This window comes from bacterium, assembly GCA_036382775.1.
Taxonomy (GTDB): domain Bacteria; phylum Hydrothermota; class Tepidihabitantia; order SM23-42; family JAOAFX01; genus DASVHD01.
The window spans coordinates 1-13,889 of sequence record DASVHD010000035.1; the positions used below are offsets into that span (position 1 = coordinate 1).

Annotated in this window: 13 protein-coding genes; 8 read left to right on the forward strand and 5 right to left on the reverse strand. The window is 50.2% G+C overall.

From position 1 onward, the window contains the following. Together VF399_07655 and VF399_07660 are read left to right on the forward strand one after the other, a co-directional pair. On the forward strand, positions 1-1,671 hold a 1,671-nt coding region (locus VF399_07655), incomplete at its 5' end, for a clostripain-related cysteine peptidase (protein HEX7320214.1). Beyond that, positions 1,668-2,588 (forward strand): isoaspartyl peptidase/L-asparaginase, encoded by a 921-nt coding sequence (locus VF399_07660; protein ID HEX7320215.1) that lies wholly within the window; start codon positions 1,668-1,670, stop codon positions 2,586-2,588. The genes VF399_07655 and VF399_07660, both read left to right, overlap by 4 nt. 9 nt (positions 2,589-2,597) lie before the next feature. Here VF399_07660 and VF399_07665 read toward each other — a convergent pair whose 3' ends face one another. From VF399_07665 to serS, 4 genes are all read right to left on the reverse strand, one after another. Then, positions 2,598-4,100, reverse strand: a complete 1,503-nt coding sequence (locus VF399_07665; protein HEX7320216.1) for a 4Fe-4S binding protein — start codon at positions 4,098-4,100, stop codon at positions 2,598-2,600. Positions 4,101-4,143: 43 nt separating this feature from the next. Further along, positions 4,144-5,064: a DUF362 domain-containing protein gene (locus tag VF399_07670; GenBank protein ID HEX7320217.1), complete on the reverse strand. Its 921-nt coding sequence runs from the start codon at positions 5,062-5,064 to the stop codon at positions 4,144-4,146. A gap of 209 nt (positions 5,065-5,273) precedes the next feature. Beyond that, entirely contained in the window at positions 5,274-5,597 is a 324-nt protein-coding gene (locus VF399_07675) for a hypothetical protein (protein HEX7320218.1), read from the reverse strand. 128 nt (positions 5,598-5,725) lie between these two features. Next, on the reverse strand, positions 5,726-6,991 hold the full coding sequence (gene serS, locus VF399_07680; GenBank protein HEX7320219.1) for a serine--tRNA ligase: 1,266 nt from the start codon (positions 6,989-6,991) through the stop codon (positions 5,726-5,728). Positions 6,992-7,479: 488 nt separating this feature from the next. On the opposite strand from serS, the gene VF399_07685 reads away from it, so the two are divergent. Beyond that, positions 7,480-7,851 carry a type II toxin-antitoxin system RelE/ParE family toxin gene (locus VF399_07685; protein ID HEX7320220.1) on the forward strand — a complete coding sequence of 124 codons (372 nt, stop codon included), beginning with the start codon at positions 7,480-7,482 and terminating at the stop codon, positions 7,849-7,851. Beyond that, positions 7,851-8,168, forward strand: coding sequence for a helix-turn-helix domain-containing protein (locus tag VF399_07690; GenBank protein ID HEX7320221.1), 318 nt, complete (start codon positions 7,851-7,853; stop codon positions 8,166-8,168). Before VF399_07685 ends, VF399_07690 begins: the two co-directional genes overlap by 1 nt. A gap of 202 nt (positions 8,169-8,370) precedes the next feature. On the opposite strand, the gene VF399_07695 is transcribed toward VF399_07690, so the two are convergent. Next, the gene (locus tag VF399_07695; protein HEX7320222.1) at positions 8,371-9,078 is read right to left on the reverse strand and encodes a hypothetical protein; all 708 of its coding nucleotides are present in this window, start codon (positions 9,076-9,078) and stop codon (positions 8,371-8,373) included. Positions 9,079-9,378: 300 nt separating this feature from the next. Here VF399_07695 and VF399_07700 point away from each other — a divergent pair, with 300 nt between their 5' ends. The 4 genes from VF399_07700 to VF399_07715 all read left to right on the forward strand — a co-directional run bounded on the left by VF399_07700 (position 9,379) and on the right by VF399_07715 (position 13,872). After that, positions 9,379-10,305, forward strand: coding sequence for a hypothetical protein (locus VF399_07700; protein HEX7320223.1), 927 nt, complete (start codon positions 9,379-9,381; stop codon positions 10,303-10,305). Positions 10,306-10,465: 160 nt separating this feature from the next. After that, on the forward strand, positions 10,466-10,852 hold the full coding sequence (locus VF399_07705) for a hypothetical protein (protein ID HEX7320224.1): 387 nt from the start codon (positions 10,466-10,468) through the stop codon (positions 10,850-10,852). Between the two features lie 162 nt (positions 10,853-11,014). Beyond that, a complete protein-coding gene (locus VF399_07710) occupies positions 11,015-12,520 on the forward strand; it encodes a hypothetical protein (GenBank protein HEX7320225.1) in 1,506 nt (501 codons plus the stop codon). Further along, entirely contained in the window at positions 12,517-13,872 is a 1,356-nt protein-coding gene (locus VF399_07715; protein HEX7320226.1) for a radical SAM protein, read from the forward strand. The genes VF399_07710 and VF399_07715 overlap by 4 nt, the downstream gene beginning before the upstream one ends. The last annotated feature ends 17 nt before the right edge of the window (positions 13,873-13,889 follow it).

Below are 13,889 nucleotides of genomic sequence, written 5' to 3' on the forward strand. Positions count from 1 at the left end.
GCTCAGATGTCCATTGCTAATGGAGACCTGCGCCAGGCGCTGCAAGACGCGTACGAGGCTACCGGCAAGAAGATCAACATCATCGCGTTCGATGCCTGCTTGATGCAGCAGGTTGAGGTCGCCCGTGAAGTAATGGATCACGCTAAGGTCATGGTCGCTGCCCAAACCAACTGGCCGATCGCGGGTTTTCCATATGATATTTTGCTTCAGTCCGTATCCAACCACGCCGGCGACAATGAAAAGACCGTGGCCGCAGCGATCGTCGAGTTTTGCGCGGACCGCTACGGATCGATCCAGCCCGCTTCGATGTCCGCAATTGACCTGGAATACATCGATGATCTTACGAAAAAGACCGCGGCGTTATATGAAACATGCAAATACGGCCGCCCCGCTGGAAATATCATTAACGTCAGGGACGCGGTCCAGACGATCCCGTTCATCGGTTCTACGCCCAGCCCGGACGACGATATTGTCGATTATGGTGATCTACTGAATGGTTTGAACAATGCGGCATTTTGCCGACCGCAAATCAATGACCTACATGAAGTCTATGCCAAAATCATCCTGCGGTCCGAATATTGGGGGGCTCAATATGCCGGCATCTCGGGACTTGATATCTGGTTCCCGCTGTATTACGAACAGTTCAAGCAGCTGTATTCTTACTACCGCCCGCTTACCTGGAACCAGTCGCAATGGCAGAGTTTCCTTAACTGGTTCTATGACCAGGACGATATCAGGCCAGAACCTACGTCCATCACCAGTATTGCGGTCACCGGCAATAATTACCGATCATCCTGGTATGATTCTTATGACCTTGCCGATGTTATTTATACGGCAATGCTGATGACCGACACCGTGTCCATTTTTCAAGATGACGCCGAAGACACATCGCAGTGGCAGCTTGACGGCTTCACGCTCAATCCTGATACGGCTCATTCAGGCTCTTTCTCGTTCTTTTCGGGCAACGCCAGCAACCTGGCATCAAGCATGACGACAAGACAGCTGATCGAGTTGCCTGGCGCGGGATTACTCAGCCTTTATATGAAATATCGAACCGAAGACATGAAGGATTCGATCATCATCCGCTTCGGTACCGGTCCGGCAGAATCTTATTATGGCAGTTCGAACGGCTGGATAGACCGCCGTATCCTCCTGCCTGCGGGAACATATCCGATAGATATCGAGTACCACACAAATGCCAGCACAAATAACGGCGGGTGCTATATCGACGATATCACGATCCAGGAATTGATCGATAGCCGCCAACTGCGCTCTGGTCTTATCGACACGACGATCTTCGTTTTCAACGAACTAAAAGGCGATTACCTGGCAGCAGTCCGGCCCTGCGATGCATACGGAAATACCGGCGACCTCAGCGCTTTTTATCATTTTTCGATTGAAGAATACGCGGCGCCATACTCGATACCAAATCCTTTCCAAGATGAATGCGCCATTGTGCTGGATTATCCCGATTCACTGCAGCCGGTCGTGAAAATATTATCCGTAAGCGGCCGCTTGGTCAGGCAATTCGGTTATGATGCGATCCATAACAAGCAGATATCATGGGATGGCACCGACCTTAACGGTCATCCGGTCAGCGCCGGACTTTATTTCATTGTCCTGCATGATAAAACATTTACCAGGATCGGTAAAATAGCGAGGCAAACATGACAGAACCAGTGATCATCGCGGATGGCGGCGCCGGCGGCCTAAGCTTTGCCGAGCGCCGTGAACAGGGGCTGGTTAAAGCGCTCAAGATCGGCTACGGGATATTGAAGAACGGCGGTTCAGCGTTGGACGCCGTGACAACGTCGGTCATGAGTATGGAAGATTCGCGCATTTTCAACGCCGGAACCGGTTCCACTCTCAGTCTGACCGGCGAGATCGAGATGGACGCGTCGGTCATGACCAGCGATCTCAAATTCGGCGCGGTCGCAGCCATCAGGAATGTCCGCTATCCGGTGAAGATCGCGCGGCTGGTCATGGAAAAAACCGACCACCTGCTCTTATGCGGGGAAGGAGCCTTGCGCTTTGCCCGGCTGATGGGCATCAAGTACTACAATCCCGTGACCAGGGAGCGCAAAGCCACATGGTCCAGGCAGCGTGCTAAACTTGATTTTACGGTCAAACGCAAACTGCCATCGGCAAAAGGCGTGAGCAGTTATTTTACCAGGCTGAACGAGATCGCCGAGCTCTACGGCACGGTCGGCGTGGTGGCGCTCGACAAAAGCGGCATGATAGCGGTCGGCACATCGACAGGCGGCATTTCGCTGCATCTGCCCGGACGTGTCGGCGACACGCCTGTGATCGGCGGTGGCACCTACGCGGACGAACGCGGCGGTGCGTCGGCGACCGGCCACGGCGAATCGATAATGCAGCATCTCATCGCGTTCCGCGCCGTGCAGGCGATGAGCCGCAGGCCCGCGGCCGCGGCAGGCCGTAATATCATCGCTTATGCGAACAAAGTGGGCTGCCGATGCGGGGTCGTCGGACTGGATGCAAAAGGCGGGATCCTGTGCGTGCACAATACCGGTGGCATGTCATGGGCTTATATAAAGGGCGGTGGTTTAAAGACGTTCCGGAAATAGCGGTTTAACTCATTTGAGTATAAAGCCGGATGGTATATCATCCTTGATCAGCGTGCTGTCCCGCAGCCGCCTTTTTTCCGGTGTAACGTAGAATTGCGTGCGTTTCCTTTCCTCTCCCATCGAATACACTTCGATCGCTGAGCGTCCATCTAACGGGCACCGCGATTCGCAGATCCCGCAGCCCATGCAGATGCGTTCGTCCACGTAGGGCCTGGTCAGCCTGACGCCTTGTATTGTCTCGGTGCGCGAGGTTATGGCATTGTACTGGCAGGCTTCATCACAGATCAAACAGACCTTATCTTGTTCCCAGGCAATACAACGTGACCGGTCGATCACGGCGGTCCCAAGCCGCGCAAAACTTTTTTCCTCAAGGCTCAGTTTCCGGATGGCTGAGGTCGGGCACACCTGGCCACACCGGCTGCAATTTTTTTCGCAGCCGCCTATCCTCGGGACCAAACGCGGTGTCCATAAGCCCTCAAGTCCGGCTTCAAACAAGCATGGCTGCAAACCGTTCGTCGGGCAGACCTTCATGCACGTTGCGCAACGCACGCAGGCGTTCAGGAACTCGGGTTCAGGGACCGCGCCAGGCGGCCGGATCAGCCTAGCCTCAAGCCGGCCGTACAAAAGAGTCCTGCTCAAAGGCACCAATACGATTCCGGCAACACCCGCGGCTAAAACCTGACGCCTGGTCACGCTGAACCCGACGGGCTGCAGCCTAAGACCGTATTGCGCACTTTTTTCCTGGCAGGTATAGACGCAGCGCAGGCAGGCGATGCATTCGCCTGAGTCAATCTTCAAATTCTGAGCGTCGATCGCGTTGACCGGGCAGACACTTTCGCACGCGCCGCACTTCGTGCATTTATCCATCAATTTCACCTTGAACAGTGACACTCGTGCGGTCAGACCCAGCAATCCACCCAGGGGGCAGACAAACCGGCACCAGGCGCGCTTCACGAAAAACCCTGCTCCCAGTATCACCAACAGGTTCAACAGGGTAATCACGCCTTCCCGGAAAACCGCGGGCTGCACCGAACTAACTACGGAAGTAAAGAACGTTGTGATCGGATATGCAATAAGGGTCAGCGCTTGCTCAGTAATAACGAGCGGGTCAAAGAAATGCAGAAAAGAACTCCCCAGGACTGCGGTAACAACAAGAAAAACAAGCACAAGATATTTGACAGCGTCAAATTGCCGGCTCGTAATCGCTGCCGGTTGTTCACCGGTCAATCGGTCGGCAAGGTCGATGAGCGTGCCCAGAGGGCACGCGAAGCCGCAGTAGAAACGGCCGAAAACGAGCGTGCCGACAAGGATCACGATCGACAATAGAGATGCCGCGATGACCGCGCGGAAGGCAATGCTGGTTATGACCAATATCAAAGGATCAAAACTGAAAAAGAATTGCGGTGAATTAATTAATGATATATAGCTGGTTTGAATAAAAAAGAAAATGAACAGCGCCAAAAAAAACAGCTGAACTGCCCATCGTATGATCCGATGTTTTTTGACTTTCAAATTTTGTCCAACCTCCAAACCCATAGACCTAGGCCTTTTTTCTTTATACCTTTATCTCTTTGATGTCCATCCTGGCAGTATCGATTTCACCCACGCCCAGCTCGGCAGCCGCGATAATATGCTTGACTTCTGTACCCTTGAAAGACTTGCCGTACCAGGGCGTGAGGCCGACCGCATACGAATCAGCCGCGACGATATCGGTAGAGGCGACCACGGTATTCAGGACCGCGGTCTCGCCCGGACCGCCCGGGCCGCCATCGGTCAGAACCCGCGTGGCATCGATGATGTTCAGATCTGGTTTTATCACAGTGGCAAGCTCGGCGATCGTCTGGTCAAGATCCGTATAGTGGAAAAAGTTGCGGTCCCAGATCAAACCCATAAGGTTTTTCATCCCGAGACTCACGCCGGTCGCCGAGTGTGATTTCGCGACCGGTAGATTAATGATGACATCGACCTTCTGTAATTCGCTGGCGATCTCCACGGTTGTCAGAACCTTGCCGGCCGCAACCGTGGTCTCGGTGAACTGCCGCTTTTTCGTGAACAGCAGCAAACTCACTTTCTCTTCATCAACGATCGCCGAACGGATGTTCGACTTGTTCGCGCATAGTTCCGCGCTGGCGATCGTATGCTCGCCGATCACGATCGTGGCGGCGCCGGCGTTAAGACAGAGCTCGACTACCTGCTTTACGATATCGGCACTGGTCGTAGCCCCGCTCTCGGCATTGGCAGCGAAGGCGATGTTAGGTTTAATCAGTACTCTGCTGCCCTGCGCCACGAATTTTTCCATGCCACCGATCGCATCGATCGCGGCTTTGACCAGTTTTGCCGGTTTGCCTCTGGCTACGCCGACCAGCGGACCTTTCTTGATCTCTTTTTTGGCGGCAAAAAAAACCTTGGGCAGGATCGCCAGGGCAGCCGCGCTGGCGCTGATCTTAAGAAAATCCCGTCGGCTGTATTTTTTCATGATTACTCCCTGCAATAATTATAAAGAACAGTATACAAATTGGACAATATATGTCAAGGCTGGTTTAATGCAAAATACCCCTCCCTTGTAGGCGACATTAAAGACTAAACCCTCACCTTTTTCCTCTCCCTTAGAAAGGGAGAGGGTAGGAGTGAGGGATAACTGGTGTCCCGTTAGGGAGAGGGAGTAAGGGAGGAGGGTGAAATTGATTATTTTTTCTTTCCTGCCCTGAGCCTGAACAACGTGGAGTATACGCTGTATCCTATTATCACAACGGTAAACGCCCAGAACCAGACCGGCAAGTTGCGGCCGAACGCCGCTACGTAAAAAAACGGCGCGATGATCGCAAACCCCAGGATCACGGCAAAGGTTCTGACCTGGCTTAGTTTTTTATTCTTCAATCCGGCGATGATCTTGTAGATGGAAATCCAGAAAAAGGGTACGCTGATAAGATATATAGCGCCGAAAACAAGCGGATTCACGTTATATTTTGTCTGCACGCCTGCCAGCCAACTCCTGATGTAATCAAGCATTGTGATTTCTTTCCCTCAGTTTTGATATTGGAGTTTTAAAATTTTGGATTTGTTTATGTCTCATGGTGAGGATTCGACACGAAGCGGAATTTAGGATTTCGGATTTAGAATTTAATGCGTAGTGCAACTTACTCAATATATTCCCGGTTCATATAAGGCTGGAGCGCGTCAGGTATCTTGATCCTGCCGTCTTTGGTCTGAAAGTGTTCCAGGATGCCGATAAAAACCCTGGGCGTGGCAAGACCCGACCCGTTTATGGTATAAACAAAATCCGAACCGCCGGTCGTCTTACGGTACCTGATACCGGCGCGGCGCGCCTGGTACTGCTCGTAACAGCTAACCGACGACACTTCCAGCCATTCGCCCATGCCCGGCGCGTAAACTTCAATGTCATAGGTCTTGGCCGAAGCCGAGGTCATGTCACCGGTGCAGAGCAGCAATATCCGGTACGGCAGCTGGAGCAATTTCACGATATCCTCGGCATCGTCCAGCAATTTTTCGAACTCGTCATACCCGGTCTCCACCGTGGTGTATTTCACGAGCTCGACCTTGTTGAACTGGTGGACCCTGGTGATACCACGCACTTCCTTGCCGTAGGAACCGGCTTCACGGCGGAAACAGGGAGTGTATGCCACGTAGCAGATCGGCAGTTCTTTTTCCGGGATCGTTTCTTCGCGGTGCATGTTGGTCAGCGGCACCTCGGCTGTGGGTATGAGGTAAAGATCATCGACCTCGCACTTGTACATTTCCGACGCGAGCCGGGGCAGCTGGCCCGTACCGTATAAACTGTCAGTATTGTTCAGTACCGGCGGCATTATTTCCTTGTAACCGTGCTTGGTCGTGTGCGTGTCCAGGAAAAAATTGATCAACGCGCGTTCCAGCTGGGCGCCGATACCGGTGTAAAGAATAAAACGAGAACCGGATAATTTAACGGCTCTTTTCTGGTCCAATATGCCCAACCCCTCGCCGATATCCCAGTGCGGCAACGGCTTAAAATCATATTTCGGCGGTTCCTTCAAGCCCCGGACAACGACATTGGATTCGCTGCCATGCCCGACCGGCACGGATGCGTGCGGGATATTGGGCAGAAAAGAAACCTGCTCATTGAACTTGGCCTCAATGCCCTTGAATTCCTGCTCTGCTTGTTTGATCTCTTCACCGGTCTTTTTGGCCTTTTCCATCAGAGCCGCAGCGTCTTTGCCTTGTTTTTTCAGTTTTCCCACTTCCTCGGAAATATCGTTCCGGTCCTTCCTCAGGTTGTCGATCCGCGTGATGACCTGGCGCCGTTTCACGTCGAGTTGGATTATTTCTTCCAGGTCGATCTTGTCCCCGCGGTTCTTTATGGCAGCGCGCAACAGGTCAGGATCTTCGCGCAATGTCTTCAGGTCAATCATAATTAGCAGAGTATACGCCAAAAAACTCCAAAGTCAATAAATCCCTTGCTCTCCCCCCAGTGAACCCGTCATTGCGAGCGATCCTTGTGCGCGGCAATCTCATTTTTTCTCCCGTCATTCCCGCCCCGTATCGGGTACGGGGTAAACTCCAGCGGGAATCCATTCTATAATCTTGTCATTGCGAGCGATCTTTTGCGCGGCAATCTCATCTTTGATTATCCCTTCGCGTAAGCACTACATTTAACAATGGTTCAACACGTATCCTTGACAAGACACATGAATTGGCTAATATTCATCATCAAAAAAGTAGAATAATATATCGGGACATTGAATAGTATGCGAAACTATAAATGAACGGAGGTTTCAATAGAAATATGTCTTTCTATCATTTTTTACTATTAACTTATAAAACCAGCGATTTACGCATCAAAAATACATGATATTTCGAGATATCTTACCTCTTGACAATTGTTAACTTATAGGTTAACATGCTATCTTTAAAAGAACTTTATAAAGGAGCTAAGAAAACCGTGGTGGCGTTGGTCGAAGATGGAAGATCGCAAGTAATCGAATATCTTGAATTGTTGGATGAGCGTTCCAAGAAAAAAATGAAAGCTTTAATGAAGCACATGGCGGATACGGGGATACTTCACGGCCCTGATCTTTTTCGTCATGAAGGTGATGGTATATATGTATTTAAGGTCCATCATCCGTGTAGTGCGCGTATTTTCTGTTTCTTTGACAAAAACAATGTTGTCGTGTGCACGCATGGTGCGGACAAACCTGGAAGTAGATTGAAAATTGAGGTTAAAAAAGCCAAAGAGATGAGAGCACAATATTTAAAGCAAAGGAGTGAATAATGGCCATCGATTTAGAGAAATACAAATTCCTTGAAGGTTTGGAAAAAGATGCTGAATTCATTTTTGAAGGACTTAAGCTTGACCTCCTTGAAGAAATTGTAATGATCATGAAGACCAAAGGGATCAGCCGCGCTGAATTAGCTCGAAAACTCGGTACCTCACGTGCCTATATAACCAGAATGCTGCGTGCCGATGTCAACTTCACCATGATGAAGCTTGTACAGATTGCACAGGCGTTGGGAACTCAACTGAAGGTTGATTTCAGCCTCCGCAACTCCAACGCCAAACGGCAACACAAAGTTCGGCAAACGAGTTAACAATGGGCCGACCGCGGCGGCGCTGGCGATCGTTGACCGCAAAACCGTCAACGGCTGGCGTTTTTGGGATATCCGAGATACACACGGCGATTGGGTGAAGTTGTGCGATTATAGAAAATAAGAATTGACAACGCAATTCGTGACTATTTCAAATTATCCACTGCTTCAATTATAGACAGAATGCCCTGCCTGAGTTGATTTTCTAATCCTTCTTCTCTTCTTTTTCCTTTAGCCTGTAAATAATTGTATCAATGAGGCTGCAAATAAATTTCTCAATTGCATCTGCCCTCCTAACCATCCAATCCATATCCTCCTTCCATCCTTCTGTAGATTGTGGTAAAGCTTTTATAAAATCTTTTTGCGAATATGCTTTTTCGCATTCTGGCGACAAGAGAGCATGGACATCATCATCATCCCCTCGGTACACCAAGAACTTATGCCGCAATTTTGCTGTAAACTCCTCTATATATTTATTGGCATCAGCATTACTGCGCATGAATTCGGTCATTTCTTCAAAATGGATCTTTATTTCATTCAAAATCTCTCTAGGAGCATCACGTAAATTATGAGTAAGTGCATTGAAAAATTGAGCATTATCTATTTGCTGAATTCTCTGAATCAATGTTGTCTGTGATTTATCCAAAATGCCATAAAGGTCAATTGCCCCTTTAGTTGAGGCTGCAACAAAAAATCCATTAAGAGTTTCTATGAGAAAACCGAATTGCTCCAAAGCAAGAGTATGAAGAAGTTTCTTTTCATCCACATCTGCTGTTTGCCGATGCCTTTCAGCAATTACATTTATTATAAATGGTCTTGCCTTTACTGCAAAATCATTGTAGTCTTCAAGAAAAGTTATTATGTCAGGTAGTTGGTGATTCTCTGTTTCGCTAGGTTCTGATAGGTTATTCATTTTTCCTCCTCAAGTAGACTCCCCTCTACAAATCCATTGCATCAAGCAATTGAAGAGGGTGGCTTGTTCCTTTCTAATTTACATCGCATTATATCGTATAAAGCACTGCCTGTCAAGTTTGCCTGGATTCCCCGCTTAAACCGGGGAATGACAGAAAATTTAATAGAATCAGGGGCACAGGCATTATTGACATTATTATCTACCTGCATATAATCCAATCGTACGCTATCTGGTGTTAAACCTTTTACGCACTTGGTTTCGTCATATTAAACGAGAGGAACAAAAACAAAAGGAGGATACATGAAGGTGTTGAAATTGCTTGGTTTTCTGACAATAATGATCAGCATTGTCAGTACCGGATGCAAGGGAAATGATGAGGCTGATATCCAGGCCCTGCTGGAAGACTCCTGGTTTGTTGGCGAGGGCGCGGTCCAGACTGCGGACGACAGCACGGCTTCGCCGTCTTCGGTCAGCAATCCTTGGATCTCGGCCGATACGTTCCCGTTTTTCACCAAGTGGGTGCGCTGGATCGAACGGCCGGTATCCCACGAATTTGACATCGTCGTCAACGGTGACAGCGCGGATATCACGATCACCGCTTATTTTCAGGGCACACCACCTGGTTACGGCTTCTTTGTTATCAATGACCCGCTGGGTCCGGTCCTGAACCGGGCGATCAGCGATACCGTGATAAGAAAGGTCAAATGCTACCGGGACGAAAGCGGATGGCACATCGCCGGCTTGACCGTTGCTGACCTGTACACGCTGGGGACGGCGAATCCCGTTACCATTACCGAGGTTACCGCGCACGTTGCTTCGCGTAATTATACCTTTGTCGTCAACAGCGCTGAAACCTATTTTGCAAAAAACGAACTGCCGACCTTCTACCCCAGTGATACGGTCCTGGTCACGGTTACCTGCAGCGCCGTAGGCGATTCGACCTGGGCTTTCCTGCACCACGGCGCCGGGCATAAACCGGGTCATGGCCTGAAACATCATTGGCGCCAACCGTTCTTCCGTGACAATACCACGACGTTCAGCCGCACCTGGGTGATCGCGGATGACTCGGTCATTACCACGCCCGCGGTCCGGCACAGCGCGATCGATGTTGTGGGTTGGCAGACGCTTTTCGGCGATTCGACCGCCACCTATTATTCTCATGCCTGGGGCCTGCCCTATATCATTAAGGAACCAGCTGACGCGCCACCGGTTGATATACCCGAATAAGACCTAACAGAGAAATTTAAGCGAGTTACTTCACCCCCACCTTTATCCTCCCCCTAAAAGGGGGAGGATATTTTTTTAGGCGCGGTTGAGGGATTTTTTTATCCTCTTGATTATTCCTAAGGCTTCAATATAATGTGTTCCCCTCATGAAAGGAGGAATAATGAATCTGCCTTATGGTGAAATAAAGAACAACTTACTGATAATGAAATTCTCCACGGCCGACTTTTCTATTGCTTCGGTCATTAACGCGATCCGCGTGCACCTCGACGTAATCGAAGAGCTGGAAGTAAAGTTCCTGGGCGCGCAGACCGAAGTCACGGCCGGACCGACCCCGGTTTTTCTGCCCGTGCCCGTTGTGGCGCAGTTTGAATCATGCGGCAAGAGCAATGCCAAGGAAGTCCTGGAGAAGGTTTATATTCTTGTATGGCAGGGCATAGTCGGTTCTTTCCCGGACGAGACCTGCTGGTCCAACGCCAAACAGGCTTATGCTGGCTTTATTAGCAGCCAGGCTGACCTGCTGAGAGCAAGGGTGGAAGCATCGAAATAAGATTCATACACTGACATGAATCAAATCCTAAGCACTAATATCGAAATCCTAAACAAATTCGAATATCTAAAACCCAAAATTAACAAAATAAGAAAGTTTAGAAAATTAGGATTTAGATATTGTTTAGGATTTAGGGTTTCGAATTTAGGATTTACATAAATCATGATTTTGTTCTTGTTCCTGGCATCTCTCTCAGTTGACCTCCAGTGGGTCGAGGTCGATGTCGCGCTGACGCAGGATGGCCGCGCGGATTTTGTTTACAAGATCCGCTATGAAGTGTTCTCGGGACAGATGCATGCGTTTTACCTCATGGGCGTCTCGGTCGAACCGTTCTTTGATTACGAAGGTTCGTACGCTTTCGACGAGTACAACAACGTATATCCCCTGGAGATCAGCGACATGGGCGGCGGTAAGTACGACATCGTCCTTGCTAAGGGTCGCGGCTATGGTCCCGGTGACCTGACGTTCATCATACATTTCGGCGGCGACCTGGGGCTGAGCAAAAACCTCGGGACGACCAAGAGCGAGTTCGGCGACCTTGTCGTCCTGCACTGGGCACCGCCCCAGTGGGATGAACCACTGGAGCACTACACGGTCTATGTCTATTACCCAATCCCGGTGACGCGCAGTACGATCAACCCGGATGATTACGGTTTTAGAACCGAAAAATTCATGAACGAAAAATACCTGCTTTCCTATCTGAAACAGGATTACAAGGGAGAATCATACTTCACGGTCCGGATCCACAAGAACAACTTAAAGACCGAAGAAAAGATGTTGATCCAGCAGTACGTTCCAGCCTCATATTTCAATACCGAAAAATTCGGCAAGGTCAATATCCAGCTGGAAAGGGAGAGAAAATTCGTCATACCTACTGAGCTGATCTATATGGTTATTTCTTTGATCCCCTATCTTTTTTATTCCAACAAGAAAGCCAGGTCCATTAAGGCTGCATACGCCGAGGTCACATCCCTGAAATGGCTGCGCGATGACTGGATACCGCCCAAGATCGAAGTTGCCAGCTTCCGCAAATCAGGCAAGGTCGCCAAGCTCGATCTCGTGGAAGCGGTCCTGCTCCTCGATTATCCGGTGAACAAGATCCTCACCATCCTTTCGTCAAAACTCCAGGAAACCGGCGCGATCAAGATCGTAACAACTGAACCGATGAAGATCGAGGTCGTGCAGAGACCAAAAGACCTGCGGTATTACGAATCAGCGTTCCTGGACGCCGTGAAAAGCGACGGTACGCTGGACCAGGATGGCTTAAAAGCGCTAGTCACCCAGATCGTGGAGAGCGTTTCATCCAAAGCCTGGGACTGCGACCTGGATGCGACGAAAGCATATTATACCGAAAAATTCGGCGCGTCCGAACCAGAACCGGTCGACGAAAAGTATAACAACCAGGAATACTATTATTACCTCAGGCAAAGACCGTTCGGGAACAGCGCATATTATGATCGGATGGAAAACGCCTTCGTGATCTACGGTGAGCCGATCAAGAATTACTCGAACTTTATCCAGTCCGACGCGTGCCACAGCGCCTGTTACGTGCACACCGCCTGCCATGACGCCTGCCATTCAGCCTGTCACTCGGCCTGCCATTCGGCTTGCCACTCAGCCTGCCATTCAGCCTGTCACTCGGCCTGCGTGAGCGGAGGAGCAAGGTGAAAAATAAAGAAGAGGTGAAAGGGAGCGGTGAAGAAGGGATGCAGATACCAAAGGCACAAGAAACCTTCCAGTTGGATTGGATCGATGAGTTTGTCAGGAAAATAAAACCTTACGTTTATGTCCGCGAGGTCGATAAGCTCCTGATCCTTATCCCCAACCAGGCGCACCGTCTCAACAGTTCGGGTTTTGCCATCCTTGATTACCTGCTCAAGGGCAACACGATCAGCAAGCTGCTGGACATGGTCGGCAACACCGAAACCAAGAGGCGCGAGATCCATTATTTTTTCTGTGACCTGCGTTCTATGGTCAGCGGATGCATGAGGGACAATGAAAAGCGTGAAGCCGTAACTTACTATGAATTCACCGGCGACATCAACGACTACCCGGTGCTGTCCGAGATCGCGGTGACCTACCGCTGCAATCTGAATTGCGAATTTTGCTACGTTGGCAGACGTGATTGCCGCGAATTACAGACCTCGGACCTGAAAAAGATCCTGTTCAAGATCTACAATGAAGCCCGGGTCCCGTCGGTCAGCTTCACGGGCGGTGAACCGCTGCTGCGCAAAGATATCTTCGATCTTGTCCGCTACGCGTCAAAGACCGGGCTCTGGACAAACCTGATCACCAACGGCACCATGCTCAACGAGGTCGTGGTCAATGAATTGAAACAAGCCGGCCTGTCAAGCGCCCAGGTAAGCCTTGAAGGTCCGGACCAGGACCTCCATGAAATGATCACCGGGCACAAGGGTTCGTTCGAAGCTACGATCAAAGGAATAAGCAACCTCCTTGCCGCGGAAATCCCGGTCCATACCAATACCACGGTCTCAAGAACGAATATCGGACACCTTGACAGGATACTGATGCTGGCAAAAAGCATCGGCTTGGAACGTCTTTCCATGAACTTGCTGATCCCGTGCGGGACCGCGTCATCCAAGAAGGACCTGTGGGTGCCATACGAAGAGATCGGCGATATTGTGCTAAAACTCAAAGATCTGGCCGGTCGCGAAAAAATGAAATTCCTGTGGTATTCGCCGGTTCCCATGTGTTTCTTCAATTCCATCGCGCACGGCCTTGGCAATAAATCATGCGCCGCGGTCACGGGACTGCTGAGCATCGATCCGATGGGGAACGTGCTCCCTTGTTCGTCATGGCGGGAGCCCGTGGGTTCGCTCCTGAAGCGGAGCTTTAAAAGTATCTGGGAATCGCCGATGCTCGCGTATTTCAAGAAAGCCGATTACGCGCCCGCCGAGTGCAAGAGCTGCCACAAGTTCACGATCTGCAAGGGTGCCTGCCCCCTGTATTGGAAAATGAACAACAGCGCGTCGGTCATCACGCAGACTACTGCGCAATGATCATGCTCCGGAGCGCA